Annotated in this window: 18 protein-coding genes; 2 read left to right on the forward strand and 16 right to left on the reverse strand. The window is 45.0% G+C overall.

Going from position 1 to position 17,272, the window contains the following annotated elements; genetic code table 11:
* Positions 1–397 precede the first annotated feature (397 nt).
* Entirely contained in the window at positions 398–961 is a 564-nt protein-coding gene (locus CAP50_RS11865) for a DUF4442 domain-containing protein (protein ID WP_083608592.1), read from the forward strand.
* Between the two features lie 290 nt (positions 962–1,251).
* On the opposite strand, the gene rplS is transcribed toward CAP50_RS11865, so the two are convergent.
* The 4 genes from rplS to rpsP form a co-directional block, all read right to left on the reverse strand.
* Complete coding sequence (gene rplS, locus CAP50_RS11870; RefSeq protein ID WP_075101890.1) at positions 1,252–1,674, reverse strand: 50S ribosomal protein L19; 423 nt, start codon at positions 1,672–1,674, stop codon at positions 1,252–1,254.
* Between the two features lie 204 nt (positions 1,675–1,878).
* The gene (gene trmD, locus CAP50_RS11875; protein ID WP_075101889.1) at positions 1,879–2,643 is read right to left on the reverse strand and encodes a tRNA (guanosine(37)-N1)-methyltransferase TrmD; all 765 of its coding nucleotides are present in this window, start codon (positions 2,641–2,643) and stop codon (positions 1,879–1,881) included.
* 129 nt (positions 2,644–2,772) lie between these two features.
* Positions 2,773–3,306 carry a ribosome maturation factor RimM gene (gene rimM / locus CAP50_RS11880; protein ID WP_075101888.1) on the reverse strand — a complete coding sequence of 178 codons (534 nt, stop codon included), beginning with the start codon at positions 3,304–3,306 and terminating at the stop codon, positions 2,773–2,775.
* 190 nt (positions 3,307–3,496) lie between these two features.
* Positions 3,497–3,766 (reverse strand): 30S ribosomal protein S16, encoded by a 270-nt coding sequence (gene rpsP, locus CAP50_RS11885; protein ID WP_075101887.1) that lies wholly within the window; start codon positions 3,764–3,766, stop codon positions 3,497–3,499.
* 250 nt (positions 3,767–4,016) lie between these two features.
* Here rpsP and CAP50_RS11890 point away from each other — a divergent pair, with 250 nt between their 5' ends.
* Positions 4,017–5,507, forward strand: coding sequence for an ATP-binding protein (locus CAP50_RS11890; RefSeq protein WP_075101886.1), 1,491 nt, complete (start codon positions 4,017–4,019; stop codon positions 5,505–5,507).
* A 46-nt stretch (positions 5,508–5,553) separates the two neighbouring features.
* On the opposite strand, the gene CAP50_RS11895 is transcribed toward CAP50_RS11890, so the two are convergent.
* From CAP50_RS11895 to CAP50_RS11950, 12 genes are all read right to left on the reverse strand, one after another.
* On the reverse strand, positions 5,554–5,733 hold the full coding sequence (locus CAP50_RS11895) for a hypothetical protein (protein ID WP_075101885.1): 180 nt from the start codon (positions 5,731–5,733) through the stop codon (positions 5,554–5,556).
* A gap of 51 nt (positions 5,734–5,784) precedes the next feature.
* A complete protein-coding gene (locus CAP50_RS11900; protein ID WP_075101884.1) occupies positions 5,785–7,473 on the reverse strand; it encodes an ATP-binding protein in 1,689 nt (562 codons plus the stop codon).
* Between the two features lie 198 nt (positions 7,474–7,671).
* Positions 7,672–8,388: a response regulator gene (locus tag CAP50_RS11905; protein ID WP_071002805.1), complete on the reverse strand. Its 717-nt coding sequence runs from the start codon at positions 8,386–8,388 to the stop codon at positions 7,672–7,674.
* Between the two features lie 599 nt (positions 8,389–8,987).
* On the reverse strand, positions 8,988–9,404 hold the full coding sequence (locus CAP50_RS11910) for a F0F1 ATP synthase subunit epsilon (protein ID WP_075101883.1): 417 nt from the start codon (positions 9,402–9,404) through the stop codon (positions 8,988–8,990).
* Positions 9,405–9,508: 104 nt separating this feature from the next.
* Positions 9,509–10,942: a F0F1 ATP synthase subunit beta gene (atpD, locus tag CAP50_RS11915; protein ID WP_075101882.1), complete on the reverse strand. Its 1,434-nt coding sequence runs from the start codon at positions 10,940–10,942 to the stop codon at positions 9,509–9,511.
* A 38-nt stretch (positions 10,943–10,980) separates the two neighbouring features.
* Positions 10,981–11,862, reverse strand: a complete 882-nt coding sequence (gene atpG / locus CAP50_RS11920) for a F0F1 ATP synthase subunit gamma (RefSeq protein ID WP_075101881.1) — start codon at positions 11,860–11,862, stop codon at positions 10,981–10,983.
* 210 nt (positions 11,863–12,072) lie between these two features.
* A complete protein-coding gene (gene atpA / locus CAP50_RS11925; RefSeq protein WP_075101880.1) occupies positions 12,073–13,617 on the reverse strand; it encodes a F0F1 ATP synthase subunit alpha in 1,545 nt (514 codons plus the stop codon).
* A gap of 93 nt (positions 13,618–13,710) precedes the next feature.
* On the reverse strand, positions 13,711–14,334 hold the full coding sequence (locus CAP50_RS11930) for a F0F1 ATP synthase subunit delta (RefSeq protein ID WP_075101879.1): 624 nt from the start codon (positions 14,332–14,334) through the stop codon (positions 13,711–13,713).
* A 13-nt stretch (positions 14,335–14,347) separates the two neighbouring features.
* On the reverse strand, positions 14,348–14,818 hold the full coding sequence (locus tag CAP50_RS11935; protein ID WP_075101878.1) for a F0F1 ATP synthase subunit B: 471 nt from the start codon (positions 14,816–14,818) through the stop codon (positions 14,348–14,350).
* Between the two features lie 117 nt (positions 14,819–14,935).
* A complete protein-coding gene (gene atpE / locus CAP50_RS11940) occupies positions 14,936–15,184 on the reverse strand; it encodes a F0F1 ATP synthase subunit C (RefSeq protein WP_010197960.1) in 249 nt (82 codons plus the stop codon).
* 33 nt (positions 15,185–15,217) lie between these two features.
* Entirely contained in the window at positions 15,218–16,084 is an 867-nt protein-coding gene (atpB, locus tag CAP50_RS11945; protein WP_075101877.1) for a F0F1 ATP synthase subunit A, read from the reverse strand.
* Positions 16,085–16,802: 718 nt separating this feature from the next.
* Entirely contained in the window at positions 16,803–17,201 is a 399-nt protein-coding gene (locus CAP50_RS11950) for an ATP synthase subunit I (protein WP_075101876.1), read from the reverse strand.
* Positions 17,202–17,272 lie beyond the last annotated feature (71 nt).

The following is a 17,272-nucleotide window of genomic DNA, read 5'->3' on the forward strand; positions in this document are numbered from 1 at the left end:
CACTGATGTGACTTGATAAAATCACAGGGCAGTACAAATTGCAGGCTATTGTATGTCACAGGACAGTGAAATGCGAGCGCGGAACCATGTAAAGATACTATGCGTCTCTGTTTGATTGATAACTTAAAGTTTTAAGTTATCATTTTTGCAAACTTATCAATCATTTATTTTAGAAAAACAACCCCAAATTGCTTAGCAATGACCGCGCTCAGGGCGACATGCTGCCGCATATATTCATCATTTATCTTATTTATAATGAGGCATACTTACGCTTTAAACCTAGCGGTCAAGACGATTTTTACTTATGATAAATAGCTTTCACGCTAGATACCCTGCAACAGGTGTCAGCCATTTGACTGAATAATTAAAAATCGAAAAGAAGTAACAGGATTCCTTTATGAGCTTACTACCCACCAACCTTGAGACCTTAAAACGTCGCGCCAAACAAAGCATCATGCCATTGTTGACACCGCATTTACTCAAACTGCGTATCAACACCTACGCGCCTTACGTCGGAGCTGGCATCAAAATCGAGCATATCAGTCTCGATCAAGGTTTATGTGTGGTCAGTATGGGTTTGAATAGCTTGAATAAAAACATCGTCGGCACCCAGTTCGGTGGCAGCCTCTACTCTATGGTCGATCCGTTTTATATGCTCATGCTGATGCATCAATTGGGCAGTCATTATGTGGTATGGGACAAAAGCTCACATATCGATTTTGTCGCGCCAGGCCATAGCAAGGTCACCGCAAGGATGAAGATACCGAGCGCTGAAATCATTACCATTCAAGAGCTGGCCAAAGATGGAGGGGCGGTATTTCGCGACTACAGTGTCGATATCGTCGATGAGCAGCAAAAGGTTGTGGCCACTGTCACCAAGACACTGTATATCCGTTTGCGCAAGCACAGTAAATCAAAGGATCAAAGCATACGCATCGACACCGATGCTGATAGCGCTTAACCTCATGCATCTGCGTTCATAGGCACACATGTATTTGCGACCATGTGCACAATAGACTCAGCAAGCACAGCGGATACAGTTACGCCCATACAAAAACCCCAATCCAGCTATCGCATAGATTGGGGTTTTGTCTTTTTGGTATGGCCCGCTTATTTATAAATAAACCTATGAATAAGGGCTGGTATCTATGTGTGTCCGAGCCTTTGCTGGCGGTGATAATCACAGACTAACAAAGACTCAGAGCACCGCTTAGATACTTATGATCACGTATGTGCTCACGTAACTTGTGCTTAGATACCTGGCGCTGTTTCAACCGCATCAGGAACACCAGCGTCAGTTTTTTTCTGAGCTGCTGGACGAGCACCAAGCTTTTCGCGGATACGTGCTGATTTACCAGAGCGCTCACGTAAGTAGTATAGTTTCGCACGACGAACCGCACCACGGCGTTTCACTTCGATGCTATCGATCAGTGGTGAATGCAACTGGAATGCACGCTCAACACCGACGCCGCTTGAGATTTTACGTACGGTAAATGCTGAGTTTAAACCGCGGTTACGCTTAGCGATGACCACACCTTCAAAAGCCTGTAGACGCTCACGCTCACCTTCACGTACTTTTACTTGTACGACAATGGTATCACCGGGTGCAAAGCTTGGGTGTTCACGCAATTGAGCGTTTTCGATGACCTGAACCAATGGATGCTTGTTGCTCATGAGAGTTATCTCCTCACATTAGATAATAGAGGCTTCACGCATATCACCTGTTTGTAATAATGAATTGCATCTTATTATAAAAAGACGCAACGTAAATGGGTTATAACCAACGGCCACAATGTGATGACTCGTTTTATTATTGCTCAAAATTTTATTTTTTAACTGTTTATCAAATTTAAAAACGATAAAACGAAAGGTTAACCCTTATTTTTTATCTGTTTTTGCCAGTGCCTTTAGCCACTTCGCTTGCTCTGCCGTGGGGGTAAACGCCTGCCATAAGTCTGGCCGACGCGCTTGCGTACGACTGACTTGCTGAGCAAAACGCCACTTAGCAATATTGGCATGATGACCTGAGAGTAATACCTCAGGGACGCTCATACCTGCAAACTCATGCGGCTTGGTATAATGCGGACAATCAAGCAAACCATCGACAAACGAGTCTTGCTCAGCGGACTGATCATCGCCCATGATATCAGGCAAACGACGTATCACACTATCCATCAATACCATGGCAGGCAGCTCACCGCCTGTCAGCACATAGTCCCCCAATGACACCTCCCTATCGACATATCGTGATAGTAAGCGCTCATCAATACCCTCGTAACGACCGCACAATATAATCATGCCATCGTACTCGGCCATGCTGACCACACTACTCTCACTGAGCGTCTGTCCTTGTGGCGACATATAAATCACCGGACAGTGCTCACTATCGACACGGCAGCCGTGCTGACTCGCTCGCAAGCGCGCATCCTCTATGGCTTTTGATAATGGCTCAGCCATCATCACCATGCCAGGACCGCCACCATACGGGCGCTCATCAATACGGCGGTAGTTATCGGTGGTATAATCACGTGGATTTATGCACTCAATCGTCACGTGCTCTCCAGCGACTGCCCTTCCAGTGATACCAAAATCACGAATCGTGGCAAACATCTCAGGAAAAATACTAATGACGGCAAAATACATCTGATATCTACTTAATTGACGCAATGATCATACTGGCGCTAACGCCAAAAAATTGTCTTACTCATACTATTACTAGTTATTAGCTTAATAGCTACTTGATTAATAGATCTCTGACTAATATCTATTTAACTAATAGTCACTTGGCCATGCCACCAGCACCGTTTTTTCAGTCATATCGACCTCAATAACGGTTTGTTTGTGCCATGGAATCAGGCGCTCTTCATCATCCAAGCTGTCTGAGTTTGCTTTCACGCGCATGATGTCATGCGCGCCAGTTTCAAACATTTCGGTGATATCGCCCAGATACTCTTCTTGCTCGTTTATCACGCGCAAGTCGATCAAGTCTGACCAATAATATTCATCCTCAGCCGTTTCTGGCAAGACGTCTTGCTCGACCCAAACGGTCACACCGTTCATCGTCTCCGCAACATTGCGATCAGGTACCTGCTCAAACTGAGCGACGATTCCTGTGCCTTGTTGACGCCATGCTTTCACCGTCAAAGGCTTCATGCCAGTGGCAGTTTTCATCCACCACGGCTGCATGTCAAATATCGCCGTCCGATCCTCTGTATCACTAAACACCCACAGCCAGCCTTTAATACCATAAGGCTTTTTAAGCTGACCGATTTTCATAAGGGTATTAGCGGCTGGAGCAGATGACATAACGGCTAACCTAGTAATGACTAACAAACGGTAAGTAAAACAATCACGATTAAAACAACAATCATTAAAAACTGCGTTAAAAGCGATAAACAGTTAATGGCGCACCCTGGTCAGACCAGTTACGCTATGTGTTCTCAAGTCTATTGAGATTGCCATAGTCAAACTATAACCACCTCAGCGACCAACAAACTTAAGCAGTGGCTTCAGTTTGAGCGGCAGACTTGCTATAAGCTTTTGCTAATGAAGCAACGCGATCTGAAGGCTGTGCACCTTTGGCGATCCACGCATTGTACGCTTCCATGTTTAGGCGTACTGCTTCTTCAGACTCTTTAGCGAGTGGGTTAAAAAAGCCGATGTTTTCAATATAGCGACCGTCACGCGCGCGGCGTTGATCAGCAACAACTACTTGATAAAATGGGCGTTTCTTGGCACCGCCCCGTGCTAAACGAATAACAACCATGTGAATTCTCTCTTTCGCAGGTATACCAAAAAGGGCATAATTATATCACAGTCTTGATTTATTGAAAACATAAACTGTGCTTATTTAATTATTTATTAACAATAGCTTAAATGGCTATCGATGTAAAATCCTTCTAGGATTTGCGTATGGCAATCCTCTGCTATTGCGCCGTTATTTTTGGTGGATGACATCCTTTCTAGACCAAATAACGCTATACTTTATAACGCCTCATGTAACCTATTGGATTGTTATGACTCCATCAAATCCGCCAACCCGTCGCAAAGGCTGGCTTGCGCGCTCTTACTCCAACACTTGGCTGACGACTTTGATGGTCGCCTTTATCGTGCTGATCAGTGTCAGTTTATCGATTTTGTTTTTTTGGCGCAGTCTGTATTTGCCAGAGCTCAAAAATCATGCGCGTTATTTGACCAGCGAGCTAAAGCTGATGAATAGCGTCAATAAAGATTGGCAAGCGCGCCCTGAGGTGCGCCAGTGGATTTATCGGCACTCGCATGTGGTGGTGGTGGATAATCCAAGCGACTTTCCGGAGGTGGCTGATAAAGCCTTTGTCGGTGTCTTTACCGACGTGTTGCAGCGAGAGATTGGCGCTCAATTAGGCCGACCTGTTGAGGTGTATTTTAAATTTAAGCCCACGCCGCAATTATGGGTACAAGACAGCCGTGACGACAGTTTTTGGATTCGTGAGCCTGTGGTGTATTACTCGCAGTATAGCCCAAGTCTGCTGGTGTTATTTTTGATTGGTTTGCCTATCTTGTCCTTGCTCACCATTATTTTACTGGCGCGGCAATTAAACCGTCCGCTGCGCTATTTGCAGCGCGCCGCGACCAATTATATCCGTCTTGGTCACGCCACCACTCTGCCCACTCAAAAAGGCCCAACAGAGATACGTCAGGTCAATATGGCCTTTAATCGCCTATTTACCACGCTCAGCCAAGCGCAAAAAGAGCGTACCATCATGCTCGCCGGTATCTCTCATGATTTGCGGACGCCGCTGACCCGAATGCGGTTGACCGCCGAGATGCTGCCGGATGATTTTTTTCGTGAAGGGCTGATTTATGATATTGAAGATATGGATGCTATTTTGGAGCAGTTTATCTCGTTTATGAAAGATGGCTCTGATGAGCCTGTGAGCCTGACCAACCTAGACACCATATTTAATGAAATCATGGTGCAATTTGCGCCAATGGAGTTTATCTATCAATCTGAGTGCCATAAAGTGGTACCCGTCCGGCCGCTTTCTATCAAACGTTTGATTATCAACCTTGTAAATAACGCCAATCGCTACGGCAAACCGCCCATTTATCTATCGGCAACCGTCATACCGACCTTTGTCGAAACCGCTGTGGATGAAGAAGCCGATGTGGTGACGGAAAACGTGGTAAACCAAGAAGCACAGGAGCAATTGGTAATCTGTGTGCGCGATTGCGGCGATGGCGTGGCAGAAGACCAGTTAGAGCGAATTATGCAGCCGTTCGAGCGTGGCGAGACGGCACGTACCACACAAGGCAGTGGTCTAGGCTTAGCCATCGTCAGCCGTATCGCAGGGTTACATCATGGTACGGTTGAGGCCATCAATCACCCTGATGGCGGTTTACAAGTGTGCGTACGTATCCCGCTACTCTCTAAGGTGGCTGGCGATGAAACCTTAGCCGCCGATACGCCCACTACCTCAGAGTCATCTGATGAGAAACACGCCATAGACAAGCCGCCTAACCCTTAAAAGTTAGGGTTAGGGGCAGACCCAAGCCGGCCCTTGGTCTTAAATCTCAGTCTTTGCTGCCAATTACCGGCGGGATGTACTTAGCACTATTGGTAAAGGCCAGCGGCTGGGTAATCTCCGCTTTGGCCGCCTCTACGGTCTGAGTGCTGCTCGGCTGCTGCACAAATAAATAATACCCCAAGGTAATCGCATTTACTATCACCAACCCGCCAAATAAGTATGGCATCCTTTGCCCTCCTCTACTATTGCTCTGCTGATCACTGACTGTCTTTGCTTATCATTGGTTTTCAATATCACGCTCACTTCTTTCTTGCGTCAACTCATCTGCCGCCAATATCTGTGTCAAGGGCTTAATCGGCCAAGTCATGACAAACCTTGCGCCACCAAGCTCACGGCTTTCATCTACCTTCATACTGCCGTTAAACCAAAAGGCGATGCGCGAAACGATAGACAGACCAAGTCCATAGCCACCCGATGCACGGGTGCGACTGTCATCCAAGCGCGAAAACGGGATAAATACCTTTTCGCGGTCTTCTTCTGGGATACCGTGACCATCATCTTCGACACTGACAAAGGCATTGCCCTTTTTGACGCCAGCACTAATGATAATAGTGGTTTCTGCATAGCGTAGGGCATTGCCAGCCAAGTTCTGAATGACACGGTGTAAATAGCGCTTATCAGCCACTGCCGTGACCTTCGCACTGGGGAGTTTGGTCACTATCTTGATGGGTTTACCTAGCGCGTTGGTTTCGCGCTCGACTTGCTCTAGCAGCTCTCGAAGATTGACAGGCTCTAGATCAAGCTTTGGTGAGCCTTCTTCTAGCTTGGCGTACGTCAAAATCTCATCAATCAAACTATTTAGAGACTCAATATCTTCATCGATATAGTCACGCTGCATAAAGCGCGAGTCCTCATCATCGGTATCGGCCAGCATATCGACGGCAAACCGTATACGGGCAACAGGCGTACGCAGCTCATGCGAGACCGCGCGTGTCAGCTCACGCTGTGACTCAATTAAACGTTTGATATGCGAGGTCATGGCGTTAAATGTCGCTGACAAGCGAGCAATCTCATCTTGGCCGATGACCTGTACTTGGATATCTAGATTGCCTTTACTGACTTCGTTGACGCCCACTTGTATCAATTGTAGCTTACGCTCAAGCGGAAAAATCAGCGCATACACACCCAAGCTAATAAGGAACATACTGATCAAAATCATACTGATGATCAGATTGAGCGGAAACCAGTTAAACAAAGGAACCGGGCCGATCAAGATAGCCATGTCATTGATTTCGGAAGGCACTATCACTCTGATCGCTGAGTTGCTCTTACTACTGTTAGTATCCTGCAAAGAGATGACCACCTCATCACGGCGCAAACGCGCTATCTGATCAGAATCCAGATCGAGGGTGTTGACCGCCTGAAACGCAAGCGGAAAAGAAAACTTGTCTTCTAACTCAGCGAGGCGTGCACGCTTATCCGATAAAGTCATGTGATAAGACAAATCATCTAACAAAAACACAGCAATAGCACGCACTTGCTGTTCGGTCACCTGTGACACCCTCGCGGTCAAGACGCTCTGGCTGTCGGGCAGACGATAATAAACATCTGCATATACCGGCTGATTGTTATAACGAACCACGGTATTGTCATTTTCAAAACGGCGTAGCTCGCTGGCGGTGAAGTCCACTTTATCAATCGGTATGACACTAAATGTCGAACCAAACAAGCTACTGGCATCTGATAACCAATACGCTCGCTGCTGCTCATTGTCCTGATGCGCAATTCCTTCACTGACCAAATGAAACGCCCCTTTGGCCATGGTTTCTCGATAGGACTGCACCCGCTCTTTATTGATGGTGTCCATCAATAACTGCGCGAACAAGGCCACGCATAAACAAACGATAAGCAGCCCGGCATAAATCCGAACGAAAATACTGTGTTTTAAAGAAGAAACTAATGACATACGTGCCGTGACCAACTTAGTAAATAAAATCCGCTGATAGTACTCAGCATAGTGCTGCTACATTATGATGGCTTAATTAAACCACATAACGCTGTATTTAAGTTTAAAAATTAAAATTTAGCCACAAAAAAACCAGCAAAGGTGCTGGTTTTTTTGTGAGAATGCGAGACAATCTGTTTTCACTCAGATGTGAGCTGATTAGTTGCCTTCTTTAACAAACAGATAACCCTTACTACGGACGGTCTTGATACGTTTAGGGTTTTCTGGATCATCACCGATTTTTGGACGGATACGTGAGATACGCACATCAATGGAGCGGTCTTGACCATCATATTCAATACCGCGCAGGCGCTCAAAGATATCTTCACGCGATAAAATACGACCAGCATTCGATGCAAGTAACCATAATAGGTCATATTCGGCGCTAGTAAAATCTACCAGCTCATCACTAAGCGTGACTGAACGACCACCATTATCGATGACCAACTCACCAAATTCAAGACGCTGTGGCACATCTTCTGATGGCGCGTTTTCTGAGCGACGTAGCAACGCACGAATACGAGCAAGTAGGACGCGTGGCTGCGCCGGTTTGGCAACATAATCGTCAGCACCCATCTCAAGGCCGAGTACTTGATCCATATCTTCAGTACGGGCTGTCAGCATCAAAATTGGATTCTGGTAATGGGGACGTACTTCACGGCACACTGTCAACCCATCGCTACCAGGAAGCATGACATCAAGCACCACCATATCAGGCTGTTCGTTGACGATACGGCGAATCGCACGATTGCCATCGGTCTCGATGGCGACTTCTAGACCGTTTTTGACCAAGTAGTCTTGGGTCAACATGGCCAGACGCTCATCATCTTCAACAATCAAGATTCGGGGGGTGTTGTCTTCTTCAGTCGTTGTCATTGTTATATCCTCTAATACATCTCATTTAAAAGCAGTAAAAGTAAGAGCGGTAAAATTAATAGCACCATATTGTGGCACGATTGATGTTTGTATAGCTGTTACAACTTGGTAGCACAGTATACTATTAAACGTACGGCTTCCTATACTATAGCCTATAGTCAGTAACAAAACCTATAAACTATAATGATTAAAACTTTAGTTTACGTCCAAAGATTCTACCTTTTTCATGCAAATTAACGGTTTAAAGACTTTTTTAGCGCTTTAATACTGGCATAGACATTGACGCATCACTGTTTACGCATCGCTCAGCACCTATGACAATAGCAATCATGTTTTCAACGCTCACGCAGCATTTACATACTATCGTCTCTAATATAGCCAGATATGCTCATTGTCGCCAGTGTCTTTTTATCTCTGTTAATAAAGTCAGCAGCAAACCACGATATTGATTACTTTTGTCATATGATTTTAGCTGACACCGAATATATGACAAACAAACCTATATAACAGACATAAAAAAAACAGCCCATGATGGACTGTTTTTTATGATTACTAACCATACCAAATAAGAGAGGCTGCTTAGTATGATAGAAAATACATTAAGCGCGGTTTTTATATTTACGAATCGTTTGTAGCTGTGCCACGGACTCTGCTAAAGAAGCCAAAGCGGCATTGGTCTGAACCGTATCAGACTGATTGACCAGCATTTGCTCTGCTTTTTTACGAGCTTCGATGATTTTACTTTCATCAAGATTGTGTGCACGCATGGCGGTATCCGCCAGTACGGTGACCATCTTTGGCTGAACTTCTAAAACGCCACCTGAAACATAAATCACTTCTTCTTCACCGTTTGGTGTTTGCACGCGCATCGCACCCGGTTTTAGCAAAGTAATAAGCGGTGTGTGACCTGGCAATACACCAATCTCGCCTTCGGTACCCGTAGCTATTAGCATGCTGATCTCGCCCGAATACAACTCTTCACGAGCACTTACGACGCGACATTGTAACGTTGCCATATTTAACTCCTTACGATCAAAACTCAATCAAAACTGCGATGCGTTATCTACTGGCAAGTAGACAGACAGTAGCCCACTTGCCTTTTAGCAATTGCTAACGCAACTTACGCTGCAGTAGATTTCATTTTTTCTGCTTTGGCCACTACTTCTTCGATGCTACCAGCCATGTAGAACGCTTGCTCTGGTAGGTCATCGTATTCACCAGCGATGATTGCTTTAAAGCTGGCAATGGTATCGCGTAGTGGTACATATTTACCAGGCGCACCAGTAAAGACTTCGGCAACGTGGAATGGCTGAGATAAGAAGCGCTGGATCTTACGAGCGCGATAAACAACCAGTTTGTCTTCTTCTGACAACTCGTCCATACCTAGGATGGCGATGATGTCTTTTAGCTCTTTATAGCGCTGCAACACTTCTTGCACACCGCGAGCGACGTTATAGTGCTCTTCACCAATGACTTGTGGATCTAGCTGACGTGAGGTTGAATCTAGTGGATCAACCGCAGGATAGATACCTTGTGAGGCGATGTCACGGCTTAGTACGACTGTCGCATCCAAGTGAGCAAACGTCGTTGCTGGTGATGGATCCGTCAAGTCATCCGCTGGTACATAGACGGCTTGCACTGAAGTGATAGAGCCTGATTGCGTTGAGGTAATACGCTCTTGCAGCAGACCCATCTCTTCAGCAAGTGTTGGCTGATAACCAACCGCTGATGGCATACGACCAAGTAGTGCTGATACTTCGGTACCCGCTAGTGTATAACGGTAAATGTTATCCACGAACAATAGTACGTCACGACCTTTGCCAGTGGCAGGATCTTTGGTGTCACGGAAGTACTCCGCCATGGTCAGACCCGATAGGGCAACACGTAGACGGTTACCTGGTGGCTCATTCATCTGGCCGTATACCATCGCAACTTTAGACTTACTGAAGTCTTCAGTGTTTACAACGCCAGCTTCTTGCATTTCGTGATAGAAATCGTTACCTTCACGAGTACGCTCACCCACACCAGCAAACACGGATAGACCTTCGTGTTTTAGAGCGATGTTGTTGATAAGCTCCATCATGTTGACGGTTTTACCAACACCGGCACCACCGAACAGACCAACTTTACCACCTTTAGCAAACGGGCAAAGTAGATCGATAACTTTGATACCCGTCTCTAGCAGCTCAGTGCTGTTTGACTGCTCAGCATAGCTTGGTGCATCACGGTGAATCGACCATTTTTCGTCAGCGACAACTGGACCTTCTTCATCGATAGGACGACCAAGAACATCCATGATACGACCTAGCGTACCTGTACCCACTGGTACAGAGATAGCCGCGCCAGTGTTGGTCACAGGCAAGTTACGCTTTAAGCCTTCAGTTGATCCCATCGCAATAGTACGTACGATACCATCACCTAGTTGTTGCTGTACTTCTAGGGTGGTTTCGGTACCATCTACTTGCAAGGCATCAAAAATTTGAGGAACTTCATTACGGTCAAACTCAACGTCAAGAACCGCGCCAATAATCTGTACAATACGACCGCTACTCATTGCGTTCTCCTTGAACTTCTATATATAGGTGTAGTCAATTATGAAACAGCAGCAGCACCGCCAACGATTTCCGAGATTTCTCGGGTAATCGCCGCTTGACGCAGCTTGTTATAAACCAACTGTAAATCGTTAATAAGGTCACCAGCATTATCTGTCGCCGCTTTCATCGCAACCATACGAGAGGACTGCTCAGAGGCAATGTTTTCCATTACCGCTTGATAGACAATCGATTCGATATAGCGACCAAGCAATTCATCAATCAATGTCTTGATGTCAGGCTCGTAGATATAATCCCAGCTAAGCTCTGTCTGTAAGCCGCTCTCTTCGTCACCAAATGAACCCTCTGGTAGCGGTACTAATTGATTGACTATAGGCTTTTGAGTCATGGCATTTACAAACTGGTTGTATACCACATAGATACGGTCGATATTACCGTTACTATAATCTTCAAGCATGGCCTGAACTGGTGCGTTTAACTGTTCAAACGTTGGTTTGTCGCCGTAGTCAGTCACCGCTGACGTCACTTTACCACCAAAGTTTTTGAAAAAACTCACCCCTTTAGCGCCAATGACTGCAAACTCAGTTTGTACAGACTGGTCTTGATAATCTTGGATACTTTTAGATAAGGCTTTGAATAAGTTAATATTCAAACCACCCGCCAGACCGCGATCAGAGGTAATGACAATATAGCCAACCTTATTGACCGGACGCGATTCCATATACGGATGTTTGTAATCTGATGAGGCATGCACCAAATGTGAAATAACCCGGCGCATACTATCAGCATACGGGCGACCCACTTCCATGCGCTCTTGGGCACGGCGCATCTTACTCGCTGCTACCATTTGCATAGCGCGAGTGATTTTTTGGGTGCTTTTAATACTGGTGACTTTGGCACGTATCTCTTTTAAGCTTGCCATAATGATTCCAATATAAGAGGGTTAAAAAGCATTGGCGCATGCAGCATTTGATAAACACTCACCTTTAAAAAAGGCAATATTTTGTGCATAACGCGATCTAATACCGACGGTGGTTAAGACAGTGGCGCTTTTGTCTTAGCAAAAAGCGTATCAGACAACGCGCCACTTTTTAAACGATCAGTCATCACCAGATCGGCTTAACCCATTAAATTAATAACTGTGATTTTGTTTAAAAGTCTGTACTGCTGACTTTAAACGACCTGCGATATCATCGTTGTAGTTCGCAGTGTCATCAATCTCGCGCATCAATTCACTTTGCTCATCATGCATATAGCGTAAGTAGGCTTCTTCAAAAGCACCAATCTTTTCAACTGGTACATCAGCTAAGAACCCTTCGTTTGACGCATAGATAACGGCCGCTTGTTCAGAGATTGACATTGGCTGATACTGTTTTTGTTTCATCAGTTCAGTCACGCGCTCACCATGATCAAGCTGTTCACGAGTCGCATCATCAAGATCAGAGGCAAACTGAGCAAAAGCTGCCAATTCACGATACTGAGCCAGAGCGGTACGAATACCACCAGAGAGCTTTTTGATGATCTTAGTCTGCGCAGAACCACCAACACGAGATACCGAGATACCAGCGTTTACTGCAGGACGAATACCTGAGTTAAACAAGCTAGACTCTAAGAAAATCTGACCATCAGTGATTGAGATCACGTTGGTTGGTACGAATGCTGATACGTCACCTGCTTGGGTTTCGATGATAGGCAGAGCGGTCAAAGAACCGGTTTTACCTTTCACTTCGCCATTGGTGAATTTTTCTACATAATCAGCGTTGACGCGTGATGCACGCTCAAGTAGGCGTGAGTGTAAGTAGAATACGTCACCAGGGTATGCTTCACGACCTGGCGGACGACGTAGCAAGAGTGAAATCTGACGATACGCAACCGCTTGCTTTGATAAGTCATCAAAAACAATTAGGGCATCTTCACCGCGATCACGGAAGTATTCACCCATCGTACAGCCTGAGTATGGTGCAAGGTACTGTAGTGCTGCTGGCTCTGATGCCGAAGCGACTACAACGGTGGTATATTCTAGCGCACCGGTTTGCTCAAGCTTACGTACGACGTTGGCGATAGTAGAGCGTTTCTGACCGACTGCGACGTATACACACTTGATGCCAGAAGCTTTCTGGGCGATGATCGCATCGATGGCCATGGCGGTTTTACCCGTCTGACGGTCACCAATGATAAGCTCACGCTGGCCACGACCGATTGGAATCATGGTATCAACGGCTTTATAACCTGTCATCACTGGCTGATCGACTGATTGACGGTCGATAACGCCTGGAGCGATTTTTTCGACTTTATCTGTCAATTTGGCATCGATAGGGCCTTTGCCATCGATAGGATTACCCAAGGCATCTACAACACGGCCTAGCAGCTCAGGACCTACTGGTACTTCAAGAATACGACCAGTACAATAGGCTTTTTGACCTTCTTGCAGCTGTAGGTAATCACCAAGTACTACCGCGCCGACAGAATCACGCTCTAAGTTAAGCGCCATTCCATAGATTTCGCCTTCAAACTCAATCATTTCGCCGTACATGGCATCTTCAAGACCATGAATCTGCACGATACCGTCAGATACTTTGACAATCGTGCCTTCATTCTTTGCAGTTGCACCCGCATCAAGGTCTTGAATACGCTGCTTAATCAGGTTACTGATTTCCGCTGGATTCAATTGTTGCATTGCCTTGTTTCCTTTAATTTATGATAACCCGCCCACTGACTTAAATGCTCTTACGCTCACGCAGATTTTATTTGGCTGCGCTACTGAGTGGCATTAGGCAGTTAGCTGTGTTTTTAACTGTTGTAACTTGCCGCGCATCGAATCATCAATGATTTTGTCACCGACTTTGATCGTAGCGCCTGCCAATAGACTTGGATCGACCGACTCGTGAATCACCACACTCGCATTTAACGAGGCAGCAAGACGCGTTTGAATCGTTTCACGCTGGGCGTCGGTCAATGGATAGGCAGAGGTCACATATGCGTCAAGCTGCTTTAAGCTTATGGCCTTGTGACGGCGATAATGCTCATAAACTTCAGGAAGCAGCGCCAGACGCTCTTGTTCTGATAACTGTTTAACGAAGTTACTAAGTGCTACTGATACTTTAGGATAGCTGGTGTCAGCGCTTGGTTGAGCACCTTGGTTCTCATCTAATAGCTGCTTAAAAGCAGAGTCATTAGAACCCGCTACTTGTGTATCATAAAGATCGACCAAAGCAGCTGACTTATGCTCAGCAGAAACAGCTGGATTGTCCAGCCAAGTACTGAACGACTTGTCATTGACAACGCGGCTGGCAATAAATAAGAAGTTTTCCCACTCATTTACCACACCATTTTCGTTGGCATAGTCAAACGCGGCTTTAGCGTACGGTCGTGCTAAGGTTGATAAGTCAGCCATGATATCCTCACAATTACAGCTTCGCCGCCAGTTGGTCTAACATACTGGCATGTTTTTGCTCATCGACTTTGTCTTGCAAAATCTTCTCAGCACCAAGTACAGCCAGTTCAGCAACTTGCGCACGTAATGATTCACGCGCTTGATTGATTTCTTGGTCGATAGATGCTTGTGCTTGTTGGCGAATGCGCTCACCTTCTGCTTGCGCTTGCGCTTTTGCATCTTCGACAAGCTGGTTGGCACTCTTGTTGGCTTGCTCGATTAAAGCCGCGGCTTTAGTCTTCGCAAGATCAAGCTCCTGCTGGACATCTTGCTCTGCGGTCGCCAAGTCTGCTTTTGCTTTTTCTGCGGCATTCAAGCCTTCAGCGATTTTACGCTGACGCTCATTAATGGCCCCGATAAGTGGTGGCCACACGAATTTCATGCAAAAAATCACAAATATTGCAAAAGCAATGGCTTGACCGACGAGGGTAAAATTGATATTCACGTGATCACCTCTTTGTTAATGAAAAATCAGTTTCATTGATCATGTTTGGCAGTCAAATCTTGACTATATTGGATAATAAATCTTTGAATACCAAACATTTACAACTGAGCTTTCGGATTAACCTGCTAGAGGGTTAGCGAACAACAACAGCATAGCAATACCAACACCGATCATCGGAATAGCATCAAGAAGACCTGCTACGATGAACATACGAGTTTGCAACTGAGAGCCAAGCTCTGGCTGGCGTGCAACACCTTCTAAGAACTTGCCACCTAGAATAGCAAAGCCAATACCTGTACCAAGTGCGCCAAGACCGATAAGTAGCGCTACTGCGATAACTGTGTAACCACCTAATACTGGATCCATTGATGTATCCTCATTTACCTATTGAATGTCTAATTAATGTTCAGTTGATGATGCAAGCGACAAGTAAACTATCGTGAGCATCATAAATACGAACGCTTGAAGTGTAATAATCAAAATGTGGAAGATAGCCCACGGTACCGATAACGCCCATTGAATCCAAAACGGCATTAGAGCAATCAGTATGAAAATCAATTCCCCAGCATACATGTTACCGAATAAACGCAAACCTAATGAGACAGGCTTTGCAATTAGAGTAACGGCTTCTAAGATGAAGTTGATGGGGATTAAAATAATTTGTAAGATAGGATTCTTGGCACTAAATGGATGCAGCGTTAGCTCACCAATAAAGCCGCCCACGCCTTTCTCTTTGATGCTATAAAAAAGAATTAGCAAAAAGACAGAGAATGACATGCCAAGCGTGATATTAGGATCAGTCGTTGGAACAATCTTGAAGAACACATGATGTGGATCATGGCCCATCATAGCGCCGATCTGCCCTGCCAGACTTGGAATAAAGTCGATAGGCAATAGATCCATCAAGTTCATCAAGAAGATCCAGACAAAAATAGTCAACGCCAAAGGCGCAATTAGTTTTGACGTACCACTGTATGAATCGCGCACGTTGTTATCAACAAACTCAACGATCATCTCAACCGCAGCTTGCGTCTTGCTTGGCACGCCTGAGGTGACTTTTTTGGCAACCATCCAAAAGATGGCACAAAATAAAATACCCAGACCAATTGACCATAGCATAGAATCAAGATGGATAGCGTTAAAGCCCATTTGCCCTGCTTCTTCAGCAGTATAAGCAACTTTCCAGCCCTCGCCCGGCAGATAACCGTACGTCCAATTCGTTAAGTGGTGAGAGATATATTCTGATGATGTTTGCTCGGATGCCATAATGTAAGCTTCTTATTAATCAACGATTTAATCAACTACCAAAAATATGGTTGTCATCTGATGAGGTGTGGTCTTTCTATGTATGTTGCGATTAAGCAAATATATAGAACAAACCAAAGCACTCATGTAACCAATAACATCCAACCCATAGTTCTATTACGATGCGATGTTTGATGGCGTAAGTTAAATTTTAGCTATCAAAAAAGGGCTTATGATAATTCAGTAATAGCCCTTGCATGTATACGCAAAATTATTATATATGTGCTTGCTTACTGCCACATTTTTGTAGCTATCGCTCAATTCGGCGCTTATAAGCAAAATATTTAGCTGCCTATATTAATGCAGCGTTGTATTCGTGTAAAGTCAATTATGACTTTTTTATCCGCCGTATGAATAAGTTAGCGGCCACTGACCTTTAGTCGTATAGGTTTGCTTCATTTGCTGGGTAGAAATATTTAATACTAAACCCAAAGCTTATTGAGACGTTGTGTTGTTTTAATCGTCATTTTGCGCTTATCAATGAATCTTCGTCGCCTATATCGCTATCTTTATATTCCTATCGATAAAAATCATATCAATAGAAATAAAGCACATGTCATTTTTTGACTTTATAGAATCAGTCATAGAGAAATTGGACGGCAGGGTGACTTGCCTAGTACTATTTAATCAGTAACCATCGCAGATAGATCATAATCGATACCATCATGAGCTACCAGCACTAGCGTATGTGCCACAACATCCAACTGTGACTAATTTGCATTACCATAAAACCGATAAACAGCGCTGGCGCAGATAGGGGTTGTACGGTAATAAAAATTAGTGCAAAACCAAACACAGTCAATAGCCATTTGGCCATCTGACCTCGATATAGCTGGCTGACAATGTGTCTGCGCGCGCGATATCCGGTGTACCAAAAAACAAAAAAAGCAAATACAGCCTGTGTAATAAAGCTCAGTAGTGCACCGATTGCGGTGCTCTTTGCGATGATAAGCTGACTATGTAGCCAGCTTATATCTATCATCCAAGCGGCAATGATCAAGATAAATAACAGCCAGGCTTGGCGTTTGATATAAATACCAATCTTGTCTTTTTGGGTGCGTTTGGCAGGTTTGGTCATGGTACGCCTATAGCCTTATAGCATTGGGATAAGGCAGCAAAAATACTTGCGACCTCTTTATCCGTGAATGA

Source organism: Psychrobacter sp. L7 (assembly GCF_002810365.1).
In the GTDB taxonomy this organism is placed as follows: Bacteria; Pseudomonadota; Gammaproteobacteria; order Pseudomonadales; family Moraxellaceae; genus Psychrobacter; species Psychrobacter celer.

What these genes read in the sequence shown, in the direction of transcription:
- atpE (WP_010197960.1), bottom strand. Translation starts at nt 15,184, where the DNA reads ATGGATCCAGTATTAGGTGGTTACACAGTTATCGCAGTAGCGCTACTT.
- rpsP (WP_075101887.1), bottom strand. Translation starts at nt 3,766, where the DNA reads ATGGTTGTTATTCGTTTAGCACGGGGCGGTGCCAAGAAACGCCCATTT.
- CAP50_RS11930 (WP_075101879.1), bottom strand. Translation starts at nt 14,334, where the DNA reads ATGGCTGACTTATCAACCTTAGCACGACCGTACGCTAAAGCCGCGTTT.
- atpB (WP_075101877.1), bottom strand. Translation starts at nt 16,084, where the DNA reads ATGGCATCCGAGCAAACATCATCAGAATATATCTCTCACCACTTAACG.
- atpA (WP_075101880.1), bottom strand. Translation starts at nt 13,617, where the DNA reads ATGCAACAATTGAATCCAGCGGAAATCAGTAACCTGATTAAGCAGCGT.
- atpD (WP_075101882.1), bottom strand. Translation starts at nt 10,942, where the DNA reads ATGAGTAGCGGTCGTATTGTACAGATTATTGGCGCGGTTCTTGACGTT.
- CAP50_RS11905 (WP_071002805.1), bottom strand. Translation starts at nt 8,388, where the DNA reads ATGACAACGACTGAAGAAGACAACACCCCCCGAATCTTGATTGTTGAA.
- CAP50_RS11865 (WP_083608592.1), top strand. Translation starts at nt 398, where the DNA reads ATGAGCTTACTACCCACCAACCTTGAGACCTTAAAACGTCGCGCCAAA.
- trmD (WP_075101889.1), bottom strand. Translation starts at nt 2,643, where the DNA reads ATGTATTTTGCCGTCATTAGTATTTTTCCTGAGATGTTTGCCACGATT.
- CAP50_RS11950 (WP_075101876.1), bottom strand. Translation starts at nt 17,201, where the DNA reads ATGACCAAACCTGCCAAACGCACCCAAAAAGACAAGATTGGTATTTAT.
- CAP50_RS11900 (WP_075101884.1), bottom strand. Translation starts at nt 7,473, where the DNA reads ATGTCATTAGTTTCTTCTTTAAAACACAGTATTTTCGTTCGGATTTAT.
- CAP50_RS11895 (WP_075101885.1), bottom strand. Translation starts at nt 5,733, where the DNA reads ATGCCATACTTATTTGGCGGGTTGGTGATAGTAAATGCGATTACCTTG.
- rimM (WP_075101888.1), bottom strand. Translation starts at nt 3,306, where the DNA reads ATGTCATCTGCTCCAGCCGCTAATACCCTTATGAAAATCGGTCAGCTT.
- CAP50_RS11890 (WP_075101886.1), top strand. Translation starts at nt 4,017, where the DNA reads ATGACTCCATCAAATCCGCCAACCCGTCGCAAAGGCTGGCTTGCGCGC.
- atpG (WP_075101881.1), bottom strand. Translation starts at nt 11,862, where the DNA reads ATGGCAAGCTTAAAAGAGATACGTGCCAAAGTCACCAGTATTAAAAGC.
- CAP50_RS11910 (WP_075101883.1), bottom strand. Translation starts at nt 9,404, where the DNA reads ATGGCAACGTTACAATGTCGCGTCGTAAGTGCTCGTGAAGAGTTGTAT.
- rplS (WP_075101890.1), bottom strand. Translation starts at nt 1,674, where the DNA reads ATGAGCAACAAGCATCCATTGGTTCAGGTCATCGAAAACGCTCAATTG.